The organism is Oryzomonas rubra (assembly GCF_008369015.1).
GTDB classification, from domain to species: Bacteria; Desulfobacterota; Desulfuromonadia; order Geobacterales; family Pseudopelobacteraceae; genus Oryzomonas; species Oryzomonas japonica.
The window spans coordinates 224,981-244,663 of sequence record NZ_SRSD01000007.1; the positions used below are offsets into that span (position 1 = coordinate 224,981).

At 59.8% G+C, this 19,683-nt stretch carries 20 protein-coding genes; 18 read left to right on the forward strand and 2 right to left on the reverse strand.

All coding sequences use genetic code 11. The features are described from left to right. The first annotated feature begins 125 nt into the window (after positions 1-125). The 12 genes from aroC (at position 126) to ET418_RS12805 (ending at position 10,499) form a co-directional block, all read left to right on the forward strand. On the forward strand, positions 126-1,307 hold the full coding sequence (gene aroC, locus ET418_RS12750) for a chorismate synthase (protein ID WP_149308133.1): 1,182 nt from the start codon (positions 126-128) through the stop codon (positions 1,305-1,307). Next, positions 1,300-1,818: a shikimate kinase gene (locus ET418_RS12755; RefSeq protein ID WP_246153056.1), complete on the forward strand. Its 519-nt coding sequence runs from the start codon at positions 1,300-1,302 to the stop codon at positions 1,816-1,818. The genes aroC and ET418_RS12755 overlap by 8 nt, the downstream gene beginning before the upstream one ends. After that, positions 1,815-2,894, forward strand: coding sequence for a 3-dehydroquinate synthase (aroB, locus tag ET418_RS12760; protein ID WP_149308062.1), 1,080 nt, complete (start codon positions 1,815-1,817; stop codon positions 2,892-2,894). Before ET418_RS12755 ends, aroB begins: the two co-directional genes overlap by 4 nt. A 2-nt stretch (positions 2,895-2,896) precedes the next feature. Next, positions 2,897-3,874 (forward strand): tetratricopeptide repeat protein, encoded by a 978-nt coding sequence (locus ET418_RS12765; protein WP_149308064.1) that lies wholly within the window; start codon positions 2,897-2,899, stop codon positions 3,872-3,874. Then, positions 3,865-4,227: a roadblock/LC7 domain-containing protein gene (locus ET418_RS12770; protein ID WP_149308066.1), complete on the forward strand. Its 363-nt coding sequence runs from the start codon at positions 3,865-3,867 to the stop codon at positions 4,225-4,227. The genes ET418_RS12765 and ET418_RS12770 overlap by 10 nt, the downstream gene beginning before the upstream one ends. Before the next feature lie 2 nt (positions 4,228-4,229). Next, positions 4,230-4,667 (forward strand): type II 3-dehydroquinate dehydratase, encoded by a 438-nt coding sequence (aroQ, locus tag ET418_RS12775; RefSeq protein ID WP_149308068.1) that lies wholly within the window; start codon positions 4,230-4,232, stop codon positions 4,665-4,667. 83 nt (positions 4,668-4,750) lie between these two features. After that, positions 4,751-5,818, forward strand: coding sequence for a M24 family metallopeptidase (locus tag ET418_RS12780; RefSeq protein WP_149308070.1), 1,068 nt, complete (start codon positions 4,751-4,753; stop codon positions 5,816-5,818). A 62-nt stretch (positions 5,819-5,880) separates the two neighbouring features. Continuing rightward, complete coding sequence (accB, locus tag ET418_RS12785; protein ID WP_149308072.1) at positions 5,881-6,351, forward strand: acetyl-CoA carboxylase biotin carboxyl carrier protein; 471 nt, start codon at positions 5,881-5,883, stop codon at positions 6,349-6,351. Positions 6,352-6,381: 30 nt separating this feature from the next. Next, positions 6,382-7,722, forward strand: coding sequence for an acetyl-CoA carboxylase biotin carboxylase subunit (gene accC / locus ET418_RS12790; RefSeq protein WP_149308074.1), 1,341 nt, complete (start codon positions 6,382-6,384; stop codon positions 7,720-7,722). Positions 7,723-7,726: 4 nt separating this feature from the next. Further along, on the forward strand, positions 7,727-8,113 hold the full coding sequence (gene gcvH, locus ET418_RS12795; RefSeq protein ID WP_149308076.1) for a glycine cleavage system protein GcvH: 387 nt from the start codon (positions 7,727-7,729) through the stop codon (positions 8,111-8,113). Positions 8,114-8,190: 77 nt separating this feature from the next. Next, positions 8,191-9,678, forward strand: coding sequence for a TolC family protein (locus ET418_RS12800; RefSeq protein WP_246153057.1), 1,488 nt, complete (start codon positions 8,191-8,193; stop codon positions 9,676-9,678). Beyond that, positions 9,678-10,499, forward strand: coding sequence for a menaquinone biosynthetic enzyme MqnA/MqnD family protein (locus ET418_RS12805; RefSeq protein WP_149308078.1), 822 nt, complete (start codon positions 9,678-9,680; stop codon positions 10,497-10,499). The genes ET418_RS12800 and ET418_RS12805 overlap by 1 nt, the downstream gene beginning before the upstream one ends. 46 nt (positions 10,500-10,545) lie before the next feature. On the opposite strand, the gene ET418_RS12810 is transcribed toward ET418_RS12805, so the two are convergent. Further along, positions 10,546-10,995 carry an NUDIX domain-containing protein gene (locus ET418_RS12810; protein WP_149308080.1) on the reverse strand — a complete coding sequence of 150 codons (450 nt, stop codon included), beginning with the start codon at positions 10,993-10,995 and terminating at the stop codon, positions 10,546-10,548. Between the two features lie 96 nt (positions 10,996-11,091). After that, positions 11,092-11,382 carry a PxxKW family cysteine-rich protein gene (locus ET418_RS12815; RefSeq protein WP_149308082.1) on the reverse strand — a complete coding sequence of 97 codons (291 nt, stop codon included), beginning with the start codon at positions 11,380-11,382 and terminating at the stop codon, positions 11,092-11,094. Positions 11,383-11,549: 167 nt separating this feature from the next. Between ET418_RS12815 and ET418_RS12820 the strand changes: the two genes are divergently transcribed. From ET418_RS12820 to lpdA, 6 genes are all read left to right on the forward strand, one after another. Next, complete coding sequence (locus ET418_RS12820) at positions 11,550-12,968, forward strand: phosphoglucomutase/phosphomannomutase family protein (RefSeq protein WP_149308084.1); 1,419 nt, start codon at positions 11,550-11,552, stop codon at positions 12,966-12,968. 138 nt (positions 12,969-13,106) lie between these two features. Next, a complete protein-coding gene (gene nifU, locus ET418_RS12825) occupies positions 13,107-13,982 on the forward strand; it encodes a Fe-S cluster assembly protein NifU (protein WP_149308086.1) in 876 nt (291 codons plus the stop codon). After that, positions 13,979-15,148 carry a cysteine desulfurase NifS gene (nifS, locus tag ET418_RS12830; protein WP_149308088.1) on the forward strand — a complete coding sequence of 390 codons (1,170 nt, stop codon included), beginning with the start codon at positions 13,979-13,981 and terminating at the stop codon, positions 15,146-15,148. Before nifU ends, nifS begins: the two co-directional genes overlap by 4 nt. 269 nt (positions 15,149-15,417) lie before the next feature. Continuing rightward, positions 15,418-16,377 carry a metal ABC transporter solute-binding protein, Zn/Mn family gene (locus tag ET418_RS12835; protein WP_149308090.1) on the forward strand — a complete coding sequence of 320 codons (960 nt, stop codon included), beginning with the start codon at positions 15,418-15,420 and terminating at the stop codon, positions 16,375-16,377. A gap of 323 nt (positions 16,378-16,700) precedes the next feature. After that, on the forward strand, positions 16,701-18,011 hold the full coding sequence (odhB, locus tag ET418_RS12840) for a 2-oxoglutarate dehydrogenase complex dihydrolipoyllysine-residue succinyltransferase (RefSeq protein WP_149308092.1): 1,311 nt from the start codon (positions 16,701-16,703) through the stop codon (positions 18,009-18,011). A 178-nt stretch (positions 18,012-18,189) separates the two neighbouring features. Next, the gene (gene lpdA / locus ET418_RS12845; protein WP_149308094.1) at positions 18,190-19,650 is read left to right on the forward strand and encodes a dihydrolipoyl dehydrogenase; all 1,461 of its coding nucleotides are present in this window, start codon (positions 18,190-18,192) and stop codon (positions 19,648-19,650) included. Positions 19,651-19,683: the final 33 nt, after the last annotated feature.

Here is a 19,683-nt window from a genome sequence, read left to right on the forward strand (position 1 = left end):
TTTCAGCCCTTGAGAGATACGAACGCTACTACCGGGGAAGATAACGGTTTTGCCTTGCCGTCTGCCGGGGTTAAATGCTAATTTAGGAACAATTTCGAGAGATTCACGGGAGGCTTTTTGTGAGTGTGTTCCGCTACCTGACTGCGGGGGAATCCCATGGGCCGCAATTGACGGCGATTATCGAAGGCCTTCCGGCCGGCACCCGGCTTGCCGCCGACGGCATCGACCGGGACTTGGCGCGGCGCCAGCAAGGCTACGGCCGCGGTGACCGGATGAAGATCGAGACGGATACGGTTGCTATTCTGTCGGGTGTGCGCTGGGGCGAAACCCTGGGCTCCCCGGTGACGCTGGTGGTACGCAACCGCGACTGGGAAAACTGGCAGGAGAAGATGTCGCCGCTGGCGGCGCATCGCCAAGAAGGTGGCGCGGTGACCCGCCCCCGGCCCGGACATGCCGACCTGACCGGGGCGCTGAAGTATGGGCACGATGATGTGCGCAACATCCTGGAACGCTCCAGCGCCCGTGAAACGGCCGTGCGCGTCGCCGTGGGCGCCGTGGCGAAGGCGCTGCTGCGCGAGTTCGGCGTTACGGTCGGCGGATTCGTGACCGAGGTCGGGGGAATCGCGGCACACCAGCCCGAACGGCCGTTTGAGGAATTATGGAGCATCGCCGCGCAGTCGGAGCTCTTCTGTTGCGACCGCGAGGCGGAATTGGAGATGAAGCGCCTGATCGATTTCAGCCAGGCCGACGGCGATACCCTGGGAGGGGTTGTGGAGGTGCAGGTCATTGGCGTACCCCCCGGACTCGGCAGCCATGTCCAGTGGGATCGCAAGCTGGATGCCCGTTTGGCGATGGCTTTGATGAGTGTCCAGGCCATCAAGGGGGTGGAGGTGGGCATCGGCTTCGATGCCGCCCGCCGCCCAGGCTCCCGCGTGCATGACGAACTGTTCCGGGATGAGGGGCGTCTCGGGCAGGGGGCGGCAACCGCCTATTATCGCCAGACCAACCGCGCCGGCGGCATCGAGGGGGGGATGTCCAACGGCGAGGTCATCGTGCTCAGGGCGGCCATGAAGCCGATTCCCACCCTCTATAAACCGCTCCGCTCCGTTGACATGCAGACCCATGAGCCGTATGAGGCGGCAGTGGAACGCTCCGACACCTGCGCGGTGCCGGCGGCCCTGGTGGTGGCCGAGGCGGTCGTGGCCATAGAGATCGCCAATGCCTTCCTGGAAAAATTCGGCGGCGATTCGGTCGCAGAGATTCGGCGCAACTATGAGGGATACCGGACTCAGGTACGCAATGCTTGACCGGCCGCTGATCCTCACCGGCTTTATGGGGGCCGGCAAAAGCTGTGTCGGACGCCTGCTGGCCGCCAGGCTGACGTGCCCCTTCATTGATCTGGATGCGGAGGTCGTCGCCATGGCGGGCCGCTCCATCAACGAAATTTTTGCCAAAGACGGGGAGGCGGCCTTCCGCGCCCTGGAGAGCACGTGCCTTGAGCATGCCCTGCACCGGGGGGGAGCGGTGATCGCAACCGGCGGCGGTGCGGTCATTGCCGAGGCAAACCGTGCCCTGATGCGGGCATCCGGGGTGGTGGTCAACCTGACTGCCCCATTTGACCTGATCATGGAGCGCCTTTCCGGCGCCCGGGACCGGCCTCTGTATGCCGGCGACGACCCTGCAAAGCGTGTGAAGCTGCTCATGGAACAGCGGGAACAATTTTATAGCGACGCCGATATTAGAATTGACACGGATGGGAAATCCGTGGAAGATGTGGCGGCAGTGATTCTAGGGTATTTAAGGGGCTTGGCAGCGTGAGCGTAGTGACCGTCAACCTGGGAGAAAGCAGTTACGACATCCAGATCGGAAGCGGTTCATTGCCGGCGCTCGGGAGGAGTTGCGCCTCTCTGGGGCTGACCGGCCGGGCGGCGGTTGTCACCAACCCAACGGTGAATGCCCTGTATGGCGATACGGTCCGCCGTTCATTGGCCGATGCCGGTTATCCGGTCACGCTGATTGAAATGCCCGATGGCGAGGAGTTCAAGAATGCGGCTACGCTGGGCAGTGTCTATGATGCCCTGATAGCGGCCGGAATGGACCGGAGATCGTTCATAGTCGCCCTTGGCGGCGGCGTGGTGGGCGATCTGGCCGGCTTTGCCGCGGCGACGTTCATGCGCGGCATACCGTTCGTTCAGGTGCCGACAACGCTCTTGGCCCAGGTGGACAGCAGTGTCGGAGGCAAAACGGCCATCGACCACCCTCAGGGAAAGAACCTGATCGGCGCCTTTTACCAGCCGCGACTGGTGCTGATCGATGTGGACACCCTGGCAACGCTGCCGCAACGGGAATATCGCGCCGGCCTTGCCGAGGTTGTCAAGTATGGTGTCGCCATTGACGGGCCCTTTTTCGAGTATCTGGAGCAGAACGTGGATGCGCTGCAGGCAATGGAGCGCGAGTGTCTGATGACGATTATCCGCCGCTGCTGCGAATTGAAGGCCCGGGTGGTTGAACTGGATGAAAAAGAGGCCGGCCCGCGCGAAGCGCTCAATTATGGCCATACGCTGGGGCACGCTCTGGAGACCCTGGCCGGTTACCGTAGCCTGGTACATGGCGAAGCTGTGGCGATCGGCATGGTGCTGGCGGCGCGTATATGCGTCCGGCGGGGGGAATGCGGGGATGATGACGTGGCCAGGATAGCGGCGCTGCTCGGCGGTCTCGGGCTATCCGTTGCGCCGCCGGCGGTCGAGCGCACACGGCTGCTGGATGCCCTGCTCAAGGATAAGAAAAGCCGGGCGGGGACCATCAATTTTATCTGCAATCAGGGGATTGGCAACTATACCGTTGCCCAACTTTCACCGGAAGAATTACTTGCGTTAAGCGGGCTGGGGGTGTGATCATGCAGCAGGGCAGCGGGTCATTCTGGACGGAGATCAAGGCATACGAGGAACGTCTTGCGGCAAACCCGGATTCTTTCTGCTTTGCCCGACTGGCAGAGATCTATCTCAAGGTCGGCTTGACGGACGATGCGCTCCATGTCGCCCGAAAAGGGGTGGCACAACATCCGGGGCATATAGCCGGCCAGCGGGCTCTGGCCTTGGCCTGCCATGCCAAGGGGTTGACGGACGAGTGCCGGTCGGCGTTGGAACAGGTTGTTGCCGCGATGCCCGAAGACAAGGATTCCTTGAAACTGTTGGGACGGCTCTACGCCGGATCGGGAAACGAACGCGCCGCCATCAGGGTGCTGAATACCGTACTGGACCTGAATCCTGACGATGAGGAATGCCGTATCGAGCTGGAGGCCATCGGCCACGCTGCCCGCGGATCTTCGTCAGCCGTTGTGACGCCGGTTGCCCAACCGGAATATCCGGATACTGAATTCACCTCCTTTGACGATGAAGAGGAAATCATCGAGGATCTGGAAGTCCTGGAGTTGGACGAAAGCGACCTGGTTGAAGAGATGCCCGCAGACGGCGCAGAGGAGTCGGAACAGGCCGCGGCCGCCCACCACGATCCACTTTCCACGACGACCCTTGCCGAGCTTTACGTGCAGCAGGGATTTATATCCAAGGCGCTCGCCATCTATCAGACTATCCTTGCCGACGACCCTGCGAATCGTGTCGCACTGGCACGCGTTGCCGAACTTTCGGCCGCCGGGGCGAGTCAGACCGAGCCATGGGACGATGCCGCCCCGGCAGTCCCTGACGATGGCGAACAGGCAGAATACGGCGATTCCGGCGAGGTGCGGTTCGAACCGCCTCCCGCGGCGTCAGCGGTTGCCGATACGGGCCTTCAGCCACGGGGAGAGGCTGACAATGCCCTTGAAACTCTTGAGGGGTGGCTTGAAAATATCAGGAGGATCAAAGCATGTCGATAAGGGATACCCTGAAAGATATCGTTGATAATGTCGAAGGCGCTTTGGCTGCGATGATCATGGCCTATGACGGTATCCCCATTGACGAGATTACGGTTCCCCAGTCCGGCTTCGATCTTCAATCCCTGTCGGTGGAGTATGCGACGGTTCTCAAGGAAATAAAACGCGCTGCCGAACTCGTCAAGGCCGGCGCCATGGAAGAGGTTTCCATAACCACCAACCAGACACGGGTAGCGCTTCGTGTCCTGAACGAGGACCTCTTTACGGTCCTGATCATGACCAGGGACGGCAATTTTGGCAAGGGACGCTACCTGCTGCGTCTCAAGGGCTACGACCTGGCACGGGAACTGGCTTAGTCATGAAATTCCTTGTCCTGCATGGTCCCAACCTCAATCTGCTCGGCCGTCGAGAACCGGAGGTCTATGGTTCAGTAACCCTGGACGAGATAAACACCTCCCTTGAACAACTGGCCGCCGAACTGGGGTGCTCCGTGGCCTTTATGCAGTCAAACTCGGAGGGTGCCCTGATCGACGCCATTCAGGATTGCGCGGGACGGTATGACGGTATTGTCATCAATCCGGCGGCCTATACCCACACCAGCGTTGCCATCCGCGACGCGCTGGCAGCGGTAGGAATTCCTTTTGTCGAAGTCCATCTTTCCAACATCCACCGCCGTGAAGAGTTCCGCCAGCGGAGTCTGACCGCCGCGCTGGCGGTGGGCCAGATTTGCGGCTTTGGCCGCGACAGTTATCTGCTTGGCTTGCGCGCTCTGTTTAGTTATGGTAAAAAATCCTAGTCCGCTTGGCTCTTCGCATCGTTCCCCTGTCGACAAAACTGTTGCCGGATATTCAAAAACTGTTTGTGATGGTGGTTTCATTTATGCTAAAAAACAGGCGCTCGCATCTGGCCCGGTTCTTCGAAGATTATTCGCTGGACTGCATTCTGTTCACAAATCTGCACAACATCCGCTATCTGTGCGGTTTCACAGGGACGGAAGGTGCTTTGCTGCTGACACGGGATGCGGGCTGGTTTCTCTGCGATTCGCGGTACACTACCCAGGCATCCGGTGAGGTCGGAGGGGCGGAGGTCCTGGAAGTTGCCTCCAGGCTGGGAAGCCTCGCCACCCTGGTGAAGGACCAAGGTCTTTCTCGAATAGGCTTCGAGGCGTCCTACACCAGCGTAGCGTTCTTCAAAACGCTTTCCGCCGCTCTGGACGGCCATGAACTGGTGGCTCTCGGAGCTGACCTTGATGATATTCGCTTCTGCAAGGATGCCGATGAACTGCAACGGCTTTCCGATGTGGCAGCCCTCTCATCTGCTGCCCTTTTGGCGATCAGGCCTCTCCTGAAAGCGGGGGTCAAAGAGGTGGAGATTGCCCTGGAATTGGAAATGGAGATGCGCCGGCGCGGAGCGGACGGCAGGGCGTTCGATTTTATCGTTGCCTCGGGCGTGCGCGGCTCCATGCCCCATGGTGTCGCCTCCGAGAAGGCGCTCCAAGCTGGCGAACTGGTCACGATCGACTTCGGTGCCGTCAAGGACGGCTACTACTCCGACGAGACGGTCACCGTGGCGATAGGCGACCCGGGCGAGCGACAACGGACTATCCACGAAATCGTCAGAACCGCCCACGACATGGCCATCGCCGCGGTCAAACCCGGAATCTCCTGCAAGGAATTGGATGCCGTGGCCCGGGAGTACATACGGGAATGCGGCTACGGCGACTACTTCGGTCATGGGTTGGGGCATGGCGTCGGCCTGGAAATTCACGAAAAACCGGTGCTCTCCCCCCGCAGCGACGCAGTTGCAGCCGAGGGGATGGTCTTCACCATTGAACCCGGCATCTATATCCCCGGTTTCGGCGGCGTCAGGATCGAGGACACGGTTGCGGTCACCGCCGATGGTTGCCGGCTGCTGACCGGGGTGCCCAAGGATCTGTTTATTTCGTAGTACCATTTACCGGGGACGTAGCGTTCCCGCCACCATGAAACTGTATTCAAAGGAGAAACGTGATGGACATTAAAGACCTGAAAGTACTGATAAAGATGGTTACCGAGACGGATATTACCGAGTTTGAAATGGACAACTCCGATGAAAAGGTCGTCATCCGTCGCGGTCCCAAGACTGAATATGTCGCCGTCGCCGCTCCCGCTCCCCAGGCGTATGCAGCCCCACAGCAACAGGCTCCCTCCGCCGTTGCCGCTCCTGCCGCTGCCCCTGCCGCCGAGGCACCCGCTGAAACCGGCGAAACCGTCAACTCACCCATCGTGGGAACCTTCTACCGGGCGCCTGCACCGGATGCCGCTCCCTACGCAGAGGTCGGGCAGGTCGTTGAAAAGGGGCAGGTCTTGTGCATCGTCGAAGCCATGAAGCTGATGAATGAGATTGAGGCCGAATATCGCTGCAAGATCGTCAAGATCTGTAAAGAGAACGCCCAGCCGGTAGAGTTCGGCGATGCGCTGTTTATTGTTGAAAAGCTCTAAATCTTACTTCAGTCCAAGGGGTTAACCTCCATGTTCCATAAAGTTCTCATCGCCAATCGTGGCGAGATCGCCATCCGCGTGATTCGAGCCTGCAAAGAGTTGGGTATCAAGACCGTTGCGGTCTATTCCCAGGCCGACAGCAACTCGCTCCACGTGAAGCTGGCCGACGAAAGCGTCTGTATCGGCCCGGCGTCCAGCGCGCAGAGTTACCTCAATATCAACGCCATCATCAGCGCCGCAGAGCTGACCGATGCTGAAGCGATCCATCCCGGTTACGGATTTCTCTCCGAGAACGCCAATTTTGCCGAGGTATGCGAAAAGTGCGGCATCACGTTCATCGGCCCCAGCCCCGAAAGCATGCGTATCATGGGTGATAAGATCAGTGCCCGCCAGGCGGTTATCAAGCATGGCGTGCCGATCCTGCCCGGTACCAAGGAAGGGGTTAAAACGGTCGATGACGCAATCAAGACCGCCAAAAAGATCGGTTTTCCGGTGATCATCAAGGCAACTGCCGGCGGCGGGGGGAGGGGGATGAAGATCGTCCATTCCCAGGCAGCCCTGCCCAATGCCTTTGCCACGGCGCGCGCCGAGGCCCAGGCCGGTTTCGGCAACCCCGAGGTGTACATTGAGAAGTACTGTGAGCGGCCCCGCCACGTGGAGATTCAGATACTGGCCGACAAACACGGCCACGTCATTCACTTGGGAGAACGTGATTGCTCCATTCAGCGTCGTCATCAAAAACTGATCGAGGAAGCGCCTTCAACGGTAATTACCCCCGAACTGCGCGAGATCATGGGGAACGCCGCGGTCAAGGCCGCCGCTGCCGTCGGGTATAACAGCGTCGGGACGGTGGAGTTCCTGGTCGATAAGCAAAACAATTTCTATTTCATGGAGATGAACACCCGTGTGCAGGTCGAGCACCCGGTGACCGAGATGGTGACCGGCGTCGATATCGTCCGGGAGCAGATCCTCTCCGCCGCAGGCGTGCCCCTTCGGTATAAGCAGGAGGATATCAAGATTAACGGCCACGCCATCGAGTGCCGCATCAACGCCGAAGACCCGATCAAATTCACCCCCTGTCCCGGAAAGATCACCGCCTACCATCCGCCGGGAGGTTTGGGGGTGCGGGTGGATTCCTTCGTCTATGACCAATACACCGTTGTGCCCTACTACGACTCCATGATCGCCAAACTGATCGTCCACGCCGAAACGCGCGAAGACGCCATCCGGCGCATGTCGAGGGCTCTCGACGAATACATCATCGAAGGGATCAAGACCACCGTATCCTTCCACAAACGGATTATGGCGAACAAGGATTTCATCGAGGGAGACATCGATACCTCCTTCCTTGAAAGGATTGTCTTGGAGTGACGCTATGGACTGCCCTGAGGAACTGAAATATTCAAAGGAACATATCTGGGTCAGGGTCGAGGGCAATTCGGCCGTAATCGGCATAACCGATTTCGCCCAGGAAGAGTTGGGGCCGATCTCGGGCGTCGAGCTGCCGGAAGAGGGCGATGAACTGGAACAGGACGATTCCATCGGGTCCGTCGAGGCGCGCAAGACCGTTGCCGATATTTATGCCCCCTTCAGCGGAACGGTGCGCAACGTCAATCACGAGGTCATCGATAACCCGGCCCTGTTGAACGACGACCCCTATGACGGCGGCTGGTTGTTGGAGGTCACGATCAACGACCACGACGAGTTGAAGGGGTTCATGTCAGCCGACGATTACGCCGATTACGCGGAAAACAAGGATTAATTTTTCGGCGAATATGTGCTACAAAGGGCGGGATAGATGGCTATCTCGCCCTCTTGTTTTTTGAAAGGAACCGGACTGTGCGTTTATCCTATTTGCTGGCATGTGCGCTGATCTGTCTGCCGTCTCTTGCCGTGGCCGCCGACACCACGGTCTCGCTTACTCTCAGCGAGGCGATCCGTATGGCGGTGGAGAAGAACCTGGATGTGCGGGCCGAACTGTACAATCCCGCCCAGTACGAGGCGGATATCAACCGTAACCGGGCGATCTATGACCCGCTTTTGACCCTTCAGACGAACTACAGCGATTCGACCGTGCCCTCGACCACGGTCGACGGCTCCGGGTCCAGTTATGGCCGCACGTTCCAGGCCGACGCCTCCCTGAGCCAGCTCTTCTGGACCGGCGCGACCGCTACGGCCGGCTTCAATAACGCCTTCAACAGTACCAACGCCAGCCGTTCACTGAGCAACTATTGGGAATCGACCCTAGGGGTTACCATCACCCAGCCGCTGTTGAAAAATTTCGGGCGGGAGACTACGGATGTGGCCATCAATGTCTCGCGGCTTTCCAAGTTCGCCTCGATCGAACACTTCAACACACGCCTGTTGACCACCGTCACCCAGGTCCGGAACGAGTATTTCAAGCTCTACAGCCTGCGGGAGCAGTTGCAGGTCGCCAAGACCTCGCTCGAACTGGCACGCAAGATCCTGAGCGACACCAAGGCCCAGGTCACGGCCGGCGTCCTCCCCGCCATGGAGATCACCAACGCCGAATTCGGCGTCTACTCGCGGGAAAAGGAGTTGATCGATGTTGAAAAATCGGTCAGCGATGAGGTAGACGTCCTGAGGCTGCTGCTGCAGATAAAGGATGCCCGGGATATTCTCACAGTGGACCTCCCCCGGCATGACCTCTATGAGGTGAACGAAGATGCGGCGCTCAAGCTGGCCCTGAGCCGTCCCGACATCAAGGAACAGCGGCGCAACCTGGAGATTGCCGAACTCCAGACCCGCGTCTACAACAACAAGGTTAAGCCCGATCTCTCCCTTTCCGCCTCCGGTTCCCTTGTCGGCCTCAACCACACCTATCCCCGCAATCTGGAAACGCTCACCGCCGCCGACAACCCGGCCTGGAGCCTCGGCCTGATCTTTACCTATCCCTTGGGCAACAACGCCGCCGAAAACGATTATCGCAAGAGCCGCCTCAAGACCGAACAGACCGCGGTGCAGATCCGCAGCCTTGAGGAAAACGCCGCCAACGATGTCAAGAGCGCCATCCGCGGCATCAACAGCAGCTACAAGCAGATCGCCGTGGCCGAGCGGGGCAGGGCTTACGCCGAAGAGCGTCTGCGGGCCTACCTGCGCAAGAAAGAGGTCGGCCTGGCCACCAACAAGGACGTGCTGGATGTGGAAAACGACCTCGTGGCGGCGAAGAACAACCAGATCACGGCGGTGGTGACCTACGACAACGCCATTACCCATCTGTGGCAGGTGACCGGGGAACTGCTTGAGCGGCAAGGCATCCGCGTTGTGGAGGACGACGCGGACAAACTCTACAGAGGTACTCGCTAATGCTTACTATCGGCCGTATCGACTACGCAAACGTCACCCCCCTCTTCCATTCCCTGCAAGAGCATTTCCCGAGCGCCGACTACCGGTTCATCGGCGGCGTCCCGGCCAATCTGAATGCCCAGCTTGCCGCGGAAAAAATCGACGTCTGCCCGTCGTCCTCCATAGAGTACGCTGTGCACCCCGAACGCTACCTCATCCTCCCCGAACTGTCCATCAGCAGTGCCGGCCCGGTTGCCAGCGTACTGCTCTTCTCCCGCGTTCCCATCGAAGAGTTGGACGGGCAGGATATCCTGCTGAGTGCGGAGTCGGCCACATCGGTCAACCTGCTCAGGATCCTCATGGGCAAACGTTTTGGCCACTCCTGCCGGTACACCGTATCCTCCAGCCCGCTGGACGAAGCGCTTCGCACGGCGCCCGCCATGCTGCTGATCGGGGATGCCGCCTTGCGTTCGTCCATGGCCGGGACCGGACTGCGTATCTATGACTTGGGGTTGCTCTGGTATGAATGGACCGGGCTGCCGTTCGTCTTTGCCCTGTGGTTCTGCACCCGCTCCGCGGCAAAGACGCACTATCAAGAGGTGCGCCTGCTGGCTGAACGGCTCGTTCAGGCCAAGGCCTATGCCGATCGGGAACGGGAGCATATTGCCGAGGTATCGCCTGAAGCCGCCTGGATGGGGCGTGAAGGGCTCATAACCTACTGGCGGGAGAATATTTCCTATGAGATGGGGGAGGCCCAAAAGGAGGGGTTACGGCTGTTCTACCGGTATGCAGCGGAGCTGGGCTTGATCCCCGCGGCCCCTGAACTGCACTTTTTCCACTAACCAACCCTCTCGTTGCGGCGGGTTACGGGATACGTCCGGTTGCCGCTCAACGCCCGGCGCGAACGACGGCGGCATAGTCGGCCAGAATTTTTGCATGGTCGAAACAGAGCCGGGCCGGCAACTCTTCAAGGGCGAACAGCGCCAGGTTGGCCGCATCGTCGGCAGCGTGGGGAATCCCGCTCCCCTGTGCCATGAAAACCGTTGAAATGGTGTGCATGCGGGTATCCCGCGCCGGGTCCGAATAGCATCCCAGTAACCGCAGGTTTCCGATCTCCACTGTCGTTTCCTCCCGCGCCTCTCTTCGGGCCGCATCTTCGAGCGATTCCCCGTAATCCACGAATCCCCCCGGCAACGCCCAGCCATGGGGCGGGTTTTTGCGTTCGATCAGTACGATGCGGTTATCGATCTCAATGATGATATCCACTGTGGGGAAGGGGTTGCGGTACTGCTTGACCGGGGAACCGCATGACGGGCAGGTAAGGGTATCGAAGGGCATGGTAAACCTCCCAAGAGCCGAGGATGCACCTCGGCACACAAAAAAAGGGGGAACTTGGTTCCCCCCTTACCATACTGGTGCGAAAAGATACGGCGCTTACTTTTTCTTGCTGCCGGCTGCCTTTTTGGAAGCCTTGAGCGGGTTGACCCTGGTCTCTTCAACCTTGATGTCCACCTTGACATGGCTGGCAAAGTTGCAGAGGCCATTGGCCCATTTTTTGGCCGGAGCCGGATAGGCGCTGCAAACCTGACCGATGGAGCCGGTCACGATGCGCTCGCATCCTTCGCAATTTTCAACGATAACCTGGCAGGAGCCATCCGGGAAAATGCAACCCTGTTTGCCCCAAAAGGTACACTCGGTACCGGGAAGTACAGTCTGACACTGCATGCTTCTTCCTCCTAAATGTTCTAAATTGAAATACAACTGTAGCAAGTATGGCTGAAAAAAGTCAACAGGAAAAATCCTTGAAATTATGCCCTCTTTGACTTGACGGACGGGCTCCGGTGTATTACCTTTAAAACGACAAAAGATGTCTTGTTATTGGAGGGAATCACATCATGGGAATCGTTTTCGGAACGTCCGGGTGGCGCGGCATCCTCTGTGAAGACTTCATTATGGACAATGTCAGGGTGGTTATCCGGGCCATTGCCGACCATCTGATCGCTTCCGGGGAACAGCACAAGGGCGTGATCGTCGGCTGCGATACCCGCTTTATGGGGCAGCGCTTCGCCTGTGAGGCCGCCCGGGTGCTGGCGGGCGCGGGCGTCAAAGTCTACCTGTGCGAACGGGACACCCCCACGCCGGTCATATCGTTCGAGATACTGCGACGCCATGCCGCCGGCGCCGTCAACTTCACGGCCAGCCACAACCCCCCTGAATATAACGGTGTCAAGTTCTCGCCGTCATGGGGCGGGCCGGCCCTCCCCGAAACCACAAAGGATATCGAACAGCGGGCAAACCGGATGCTGGGCGCGCCCAGCTGTGCGACGCTCTCCCTGGAGGAAGCCTCGAGCCGGGGGCTCCTGGAGCGCATCGACCCGCGGCAGGCGTACCTGAAGGCCCTGGAAGAAAAGGTGGATTTCGACGCCATTGCCCACCTCGGGAAGGTGGCGCTCAATCCCCTGTACGGCACCGGCCGGGGATATCTGGACGAACCGCTGAAACAGCGCGGCATTCCCTATATCATGATTAACGACCGTCTCGATCCCTACTTCGGCGGTCAGCCGCCCGAACCGTCCGAAAGCCATATCCCCGATTTTATCGCCCTGGTCAAAAACGATCCGGCTATTCGCCTGGGGTTGGCGACCGATGGCGACGCCGACCGTTTCGGTATTCTTGATAGCGATGGTTCTTTCATCGAGCCCAATTATATTATTGCTCTGCTCTTGAATTATCTGATCCGAGTGCGCAAACTGGAAGGAGGAGTGGCCCGCAGTGTCGCCACCTCCCATCTGGTCGATGCTGTTGCCCGCAAACACGGTATCCCGGTCTTTGAAACGCCGGTCGGCTTCAAGTATATCGGCGAACTGATCAGCCAGGACAAGATCATTATCGGCGGCGAAGAAAGCGCCGGGCTCACCATCAAGGGGCATGTGCCAGAAAAAGACGGTATCCTGGCGTGCTTCCTGGTGGCCGAGATGGTCGCCCGTGAGGGAAAGAGCATCCGGGAACTGTTGGAACGGCTGTATGCAGAGGTGGGGCGTTTCATAACCCGCCGTGACAACCTCAAGCTTTCGCCGCAACTTGAAACGGAGTATGCAGACAAGATAACGAATCTTCCCGCCGAAGTCGCCGGGGTTAAGGTCAAGGAGGTGATCAGGATCGACGGGACCAAGCTGTTGCTGGAGGATGGCAGCTGGGTGCTGTTCCGCAAGTCGGGCACCGAGCCGGTGGTGCGCCTCTACGGCGAGGCGGCTACTGAGGCAAGGTTGGCTGAGGTCATGGCCGCAGGACGGAAATTTATTATGGGCTAAACAGATCAGGACGAAAATTGACAGGGGGTAACGGGATCGGCCTTGATGAGAAGATGCCGTGTCATTCTGCCCACCCCTGTTTATATGTTTTTAAGGTTGTAAAGCAAATTTACCTAAAAAGGCGAGGAGATCATCACCATGTGGGACTATACACCAACCGTGAAAGAACATTTTCTGAATCCCCGTAACGTGGGGGATATACCCGATGCGGACGCCGTCGGCGAAGTGGGCAGCCTGGCCTGCGGCGACGCCCTGAAACTGTATCTCAAGCTGGACGACGACAAGGATAAGATCGTTGACGCCAAGTTCCAGACCTTTGGCTGCGCCAGCGCTATCGCCTCATCATCGGCCCTGACCGAGATGGTCAAGGGCAAGACCCTGGACGAGGCCCTGGCCATCAGCAACCAGGACATCGCCGAATTTCTGGGCGGACTGCCGGAGGAGAAGATGCACTGCTCGGTGATGGGGCAGGAAGCGCTGGAGGTAGCCATTGCCAAATATCGCGGCCATGAAGTCAAACCCCACGACCATGACCATGATCACGGCCCAGCCTACCCGGACCAGGAGGGGACCATTGTCTGCAAATGCTTCGGCATCACCGACGTGTTCCTGAAAAAGGTGATCGAGACCAACAAGCTCACCACGGCCGAACAGGTGACCCACTTTACCAAGGCCGGCGGCGGCTGCGGCGGCTGCATTCCCAGGATCAAGGAGTTGATCGCCGAGGTGATGGGCAAGCAGGAGTCCGAAGAACCGCGCAAACGCCCGGAGAAACTCTCCAACATGAAGAAGATGCAGATGATTCAGGAAGTGTTGGAACGGGATATCCGGCCGCTGTTGTGGGCCGACGGCGGCGACCTGGAACTGATCGACATCGACGGTCCCAAAGTGCAGGTGGCCTTCCGTAAGGCGTGCGCAGGCTGCTCTTCTTCCGGTTTCACCTCCCGCATAGTCGAGCAGAAGCTGCGCGACCTGGTGGCGGAGGATATCGTTGTCGAGGAGGTCGCGGCATGAAGGAGATCTACCTGGACAACAACGCCACCACCAAGGTGGACGAAGCGGTCTTTGAGGAGATGCGCCCCTATTTTTGCGAACTGTACGGCAACCCCAGTTCCATGCATTTCTTCGGCGGCCAGGTGCAGCAGAAGGTGGACGAGGCCCGCAAGCGTGTGGCAGCCCTCCTGGGGGCCTCACCGGACGAGATCATCTTCACGGCCTGCGGTACCGAGAGCGATAACGCCGCCATCCGTTCAGCCCTGGAAGTCTTCCCGGAAAAACGTCACGTCATCACCTCCCGTGTGGAGCATCCGGCCGTGCTGACCCAGTGCCGCAACCTGACCCAGAAGGGGTATCGGGTGACCGAGATCGGCGTGGACAGCGAGGGGCAGTTGGACATGGCGGAGTTGAAGGCCGCAGTGGACGCCGATACCGCCATCGTGTCGCTGATGTACGCCAACAACGAGACCGGCGTGATCTTCCCCATCGAGGAGGCTGCCGCCATCGTCAAGGCCAAGGGGGCATTGTTCCACACGGACGCCGTCCAGGCCGTGGGCAAGGTTCCGATCAACCTGGCGGCTTCAAAGATCGACCTGCTGTCCCTTTCCGGCCACAAACTGCATGCGCCCAAGGGGATCGGCGTGCTCTACCTGCGCCGCGGCACCCCGTTCCGTCCCTTCATGGTGGGGGGGCACCAGGAAAAGAGCCGCCGCGCCGGCACGGAGAACGCCGCCGCCATCATCGCCCTGGGCAAGGCCTGCGAACTTGCCGGGCAGAACATGGCAATCGAGAACAGCCAGGTCAAGGCCCTGCGTGACCGTCTGCAAACCGAGTTGATGGCCCGTATCCCCCATGCCCGCATCAACGGCGGGGCGGCCGAGCGTCTGCCCAATACCGTGAACATCGCGTTCGAGTTCGTGGAGGGCGAGGCGATCCTGCTCTTGCTCAACGAACTGGGCATCTGCGCCTCGTCCGGCAGCGCCTGCACCTCCGGCTCCCTGGAGCCGTCCCATGTGCTGCGGGCCATGGGCGTACCCTTTACCTGTGCCCACGGTTCGATCCGCTTTTCCCTCTCCCGCTACACCACTGCCGGGGAGATCGACACTGTCATCCGCGAACTGCCGCCCATCATCGCCCACCTGCGCCAGATGTCGCCCTTTGGCAGGGAGTTTCTCAAGAAATAGTGATAACCGGTATCGGCTTTCCCTGTGAAAGCCATGGAGTATGCCGATGAGAGTGCCGGTCATTCGCAACTGAATGCCCGGCACTTTTTTGCCTCGAACCGTTTTTTATTTTCTATCTCAAACATCCCGTTAGCAGCCCCCAACCGGCTCCTTTTATTTTCACGGTCAAGACTCTGCTTGACAAGTAAGTGAAAATAATTTCTATTTATATCTCCCTGTTCGGCTTGCTCCACCGATGTACATACCTGGTTTGTCCCGAGGAGATCGACATGAAACACATACTCATCGCAGCTTCACTGCTGACGTGCCTGCTGTTTACCGGTGCCTGTCAGAAGCAAACTACCCCGCCGCCCGCCGCCGGCCCCAAAAAACTCGTGGTCGTGACCACCCTGTTCCCCCTCTACGATTTTGTCCGGGCCATCGGGGGGGACAAGGTCGACGTCAGACTGCTCCTGCCGCCCGGCGTGGAAGCCCACAGCTTCGAGCCGAAGCCCGAAGATGCGCTGCGCACGGCAAAGGCGGATCTGTTCATCTTCACCAACTCGTACATGGAACCGTGGGCGGTGAGCTTCGTCAAAGGGCTCAATACCGGCACCATTACCCTGCTGGATTCCAGTGCGGGGGTTACGTTCCAGAAGGCCGGCGTTGAAGAGGAGAAGGAGGAGCACGGCCACGAAGGGGACCACCATCATGGTGGCGGCATGGACCCCCATATCTGGCTCGACTTCGGCAACGCCCAGATCATGGTGGCCAACATCGCAGCCGGCCTGGAGGCAAAAGATCCGGCCAACAGGGAGTATTACCGGGCCAATGCCGATACCTACCGGGGGGAACTGAAAAAGCTCGATGCCGAATACAAGGCCGGGTTGTCCTCCTGTGGTAAGAAGTCCTTTCTCCATGGCGGCCACTATGCCTTTGGCTATCTCGCCAACCGTTACGGCCTCCAGTACGAATCCGCGTCCGCCGTCAACGCCGATGCCGAGCCGACCCCGGCCAAGCTGATGGCGCTGGTCAAACAGGTCAGGGTCACAGGGCTGAAGTACGTCTTCAGCGAGGAATTGCTCTCGCCGCGCGTGTCCGAGATGATCGCCAAGGAGAGCGGCGCCTCGGTCCTATTGCTGCACGGTGCCCACAATATCAGTAAAAGCGATTTCGAACATGGCGTGACCTTTCTCGCGCTGATGAGGAACAACCTGGTAAGCCTCAAGACCGGTCTGGAATGCAGATAGTCTCAAACACACAACCATGAAAAACGGCAGTTGGGCCACAGAGCCCCGAAGCCACAGAAAAAATCACGGAGTTTTTCACCCGGGACCTTCGCCGGGACGGAGAATCATCACGTAGCTCCCTGATGATGCACTTTTTAGATTTTGTTACCTCCGTGTCTATTGTGCTCTGTGGCAAATGTTTTTTGGTGATAACTGATTTCAGAGGGGCGACCGCAGCAGGGCCGCCCTTTGTTTTTGCTGGCGTATCGGAAAAAATGCGCTAAAATAAAACACCGTCCGTTCTCATGAAACGGTGATGGAACCTTTTCTAAGGAGTTTTGCTCATGGAAATACGGGTGCCCGAGGTAGGCGAATCGGTCCGGGAAGCGTTGCTGGCCAAGTGGTTCAAGAAGAGCGGCGAGAGCGTGAAGAGGGACGAAGCGCTGTGCGAGATCGAAACCGACAAGATCACGCTGGACATCAACGCCGACGCGGCCGGTGTGCTCTCCATCACAGTGGCCGAGGGTACGACCATACCGGTCGGCACGGTCATCGGCTCCATCGACGAGCAACAGGCTGCGGTCGCCGTTGCCGCTGTGCCGTCTGCGACAGTGGCGGCACCAACACCGGCAGCCCCGGTGCAGCCGCTGGCGGCTGACCCCGCCGCTACGCCGTCGTCGCCGGCCGCCCGCCGGGAAATGCGCGAACAGGGGATTGATCCCGCCTCGGTCGTGGGGACCGGCAAGGGGGGACGCATCACCCTGGACGACCTGTTCAGCGGCATCGCGGAAAAATCTCAACAGGGCGTGGCCGCACCAATTCCCTCCCCGGATGTTCCCGCTGTTCCTGCCCCCCCCCAAGGCATGGCTGTCGCTTCTGCCCCGCCTGCGCCGGGCGCAGCACCGAGTGGAGCCAGCGGCAGGGTCCACTCGGAGGAGGCCCCCCTTTACGCGGCCGAGAGGGAAGAACGCCGGGCCATGTCCCCCATCCGCAAGCGCATCGCCGAACGCCTCGTGGCGGTGCGACGGGAAACCGCCATGCTCACCACCTTTAATGAGGCCGACCTGAGCCACATCATGGCGTTGCGTGACAAATACCGGGACCACTTCCAAAAACGCCACGGCGTCAAGCTCGGCTTCATGCCGTTTTTCGTCAAGGCCTGCGTCGAGGCGCTGCGGGAATTCCCGTCCGTGAATGCCAGCATCGACGGCGACGACATCGTGTACCACCATTACTACGACATCGGCATCGCCGTGGGCGGTGAGAAAGGGCTGGTGGTCCCGATCCTGCGCAACGCCGAGCGTCTCCATTTCCATGAGGTGGAGCAGGCCATCAACGGTTTCAGCGAGAAGATCAAGACGAATCGCCTGGCCATCTCCGACCTGGAGGGGGGCACCTTTACCATCTCCAACGGCGGCGTGTACGGCTCCATGCTCTCCACCCCCATACTCAATCCGCCTCAGAGCGGCGTTCTCGGCATGCACGCCATTCAGGAGCGCCCGGTGGTGCGGGACGGCCAGATCGTCATTCGCCCCATGATGTTTCTTGCACTCTCCTACGATCATCGTATCATCGACGGTCGCGAGGCGGTCGGGTTCCTGAAAAGCGTCAAGGAGTATATCGAGGACCCAGAGGAGTTGTTGCTGGAAGGGTAGGGGACGCCTTAGGAGGTTGTTGAAAAACAGCCATCTCGCCGCCGTCCTCGAAAGCCCTTTTGTGCGGCGTAGCGCTGCTACGCCTCCGCGGGGCCTTCTGCGGGTGCGACGATCTGACTATTTTTGAACAACCTGGGTCTTTCAACAGTCTGCTAAATTCCACACGGAGGATTCAGTCATGTCCGATCACATATTCGATCTTATCGTCATCGGCGCCGGACCGGGCGGCTATGTTGCCGCCATCCGTGCCACGCAACTGGGGATGAAGGTCGCCGTTGTTGAAAAGCGCGATGCCCTGGGTGGCGTCTGTCTGAATGAGGGGTGCATCCCCAGCAAGGCTCTGCTGGATTCCAGCGAATTTTTTGCCGTGGCGCGGGATCGCTTTCCTGTGCACGGCATCGACATCGCCCCGCCCCAACTCAACCTGGAAGCCATGATGCGCCGTAAGGACGACGTGGTCAAAAAGAACACCGACGGTATCGCCTACCTCTTCAAGAAGAACGAGATCGAGTGGGTTCGCGGCGCAGGAAGGCTTGTGGGGCGCAACGCCCTTGGTCATCAGGAGGTCGAAGTGGCGCTCGCGGAGGCAACAACGCCCGCCGGTCAGCAGAGCCTGCTGCCGGACGCCGCAACGAGCGTGAAGCTCCAGGCCCAGCGGGTACTGCTGGCGACCGGCAGCGAGGCAGCCACGCTCCCCGGCATCCCCTTTGACGGGCAGGTGGTGGTCAGCGCCCGCGAGGCGCTCTGCTTCGACGAGCTTCCTCAACACCTGGTGGTTGCCGGGGGCAGCTTCATCGGTCTGGAGCTCGGGTCGGTCTGGCGCCGCCTGGGAGCCCAGGTAACAGTGATAGAGATGATGCCCCAGATCGTGCCGGTCATGGACCGCCAGGCGGGAGATACCCTCTTCCGCTCCCTGCGCAAACAGGGCATCCAATTCAAGTTGGGGACGCGCATCACCGGGGTGCGCCGCATCGGCAGCAAGGCCATTGTCCAGTACAACGCCGGTACCGGCAGCGAGGAAATCGATTGCGACCGCCTGCTGGTGGCCGTTGGCCGCCGCCCCCTGACGGCCGGGCTCAATCTGGAAGAGGTCGGGGTACGGCTGGACGAGAAGGGGAGGGTGGCGGTGGATGCGGATTACCAGACCTCCGTACCGGGCATCTACGCCATAGGGGACCTGGTCCCCGGCCCGATGCTGGCCCACAAGGCCTCGGAAGAGGGGGTGGCCTGCGTGGAACGCATGGCGGGCAAGGTCGCGGTGGTGGAGTACGAATATATTCCTGGCGTGGTCTATACCTGGCCGGAAGGCTCCTGCGTGGGGCAGACCGAGGAACAACTCAAGGAGGCCGGCATCCCCTATCGGAGCGGCCGCTTCAACTTTGCCGCCCTTGGCCGGGCGCGCTGCATGGATGAAACGGAAGGGTTCGTCAAGATCCTGGCCCATCAGGATACGGACCGGGTTCTGGGGGTGCACATCGTCGGACCGCGGGCCTCGGACCTGATTGCCGAGGCGGTCGCCATCATGAGTTTCGGCGGCACGGCCCGTGATATCGCCCTGATCTGCCATGCCCACCCGACCCTGCCCGAAGCGGTGCGGGAGGCGGCTCTGGATGTGCACAAGGAGGCGATTCACGCCTGAGAGGTTGTTGAAAAACAGCCATCTCGCCGCCGT

Coding starts and splice junctions, on each gene's coding strand:
- nifU (WP_149308086.1), top strand. CDS start 13,107: ATGTGGGACTATACACCAACCGTGAAAGAACATTTTCTGAATCCCCGT.
- ET418_RS12805 (WP_149308078.1), top strand. CDS start 9,678: ATGCTTACTATCGGCCGTATCGACTACGCAAACGTCACCCCCCTCTTC.
- lpdA (WP_149308094.1), top strand. CDS start 18,190: ATGTCCGATCACATATTCGATCTTATCGTCATCGGCGCCGGACCGGGC.
- accC (WP_149308074.1), top strand. CDS start 6,382: ATGTTCCATAAAGTTCTCATCGCCAATCGTGGCGAGATCGCCATCCGC.
- ET418_RS12765 (WP_149308064.1), top strand. CDS start 2,897: ATGCAGCAGGGCAGCGGGTCATTCTGGACGGAGATCAAGGCATACGAG.
- ET418_RS12780 (WP_149308070.1), top strand. CDS start 4,751: ATGCTAAAAAACAGGCGCTCGCATCTGGCCCGGTTCTTCGAAGATTAT.
- odhB (WP_149308092.1), top strand. CDS start 16,701: ATGGAAATACGGGTGCCCGAGGTAGGCGAATCGGTCCGGGAAGCGTTG.
- gcvH (WP_149308076.1), top strand. CDS start 7,727: ATGGACTGCCCTGAGGAACTGAAATATTCAAAGGAACATATCTGGGTC.
- ET418_RS12770 (WP_149308066.1), top strand. CDS start 3,865: ATGTCGATAAGGGATACCCTGAAAGATATCGTTGATAATGTCGAAGGC.
- aroQ (WP_149308068.1), top strand. CDS start 4,230: ATGAAATTCCTTGTCCTGCATGGTCCCAACCTCAATCTGCTCGGCCGT.
- ET418_RS12810 (WP_149308080.1), bottom strand. CDS start 10,995: ATGCCCTTCGATACCCTTACCTGCCCGTCATGCGGTTCCCCGGTCAAG.
- ET418_RS12815 (WP_149308082.1), bottom strand. CDS start 11,382: ATGCAGTGTCAGACTGTACTTCCCGGTACCGAGTGTACCTTTTGGGGC.
- ET418_RS12755 (WP_246153056.1), top strand. CDS start 1,300: ATGCTTGACCGGCCGCTGATCCTCACCGGCTTTATGGGGGCCGGCAAA.
- accB (WP_149308072.1), top strand. CDS start 5,881: ATGGACATTAAAGACCTGAAAGTACTGATAAAGATGGTTACCGAGACG.
- nifS (WP_149308088.1), top strand. CDS start 13,979: ATGAAGGAGATCTACCTGGACAACAACGCCACCACCAAGGTGGACGAA.
- ET418_RS12835 (WP_149308090.1), top strand. CDS start 15,418: ATGAAACACATACTCATCGCAGCTTCACTGCTGACGTGCCTGCTGTTT.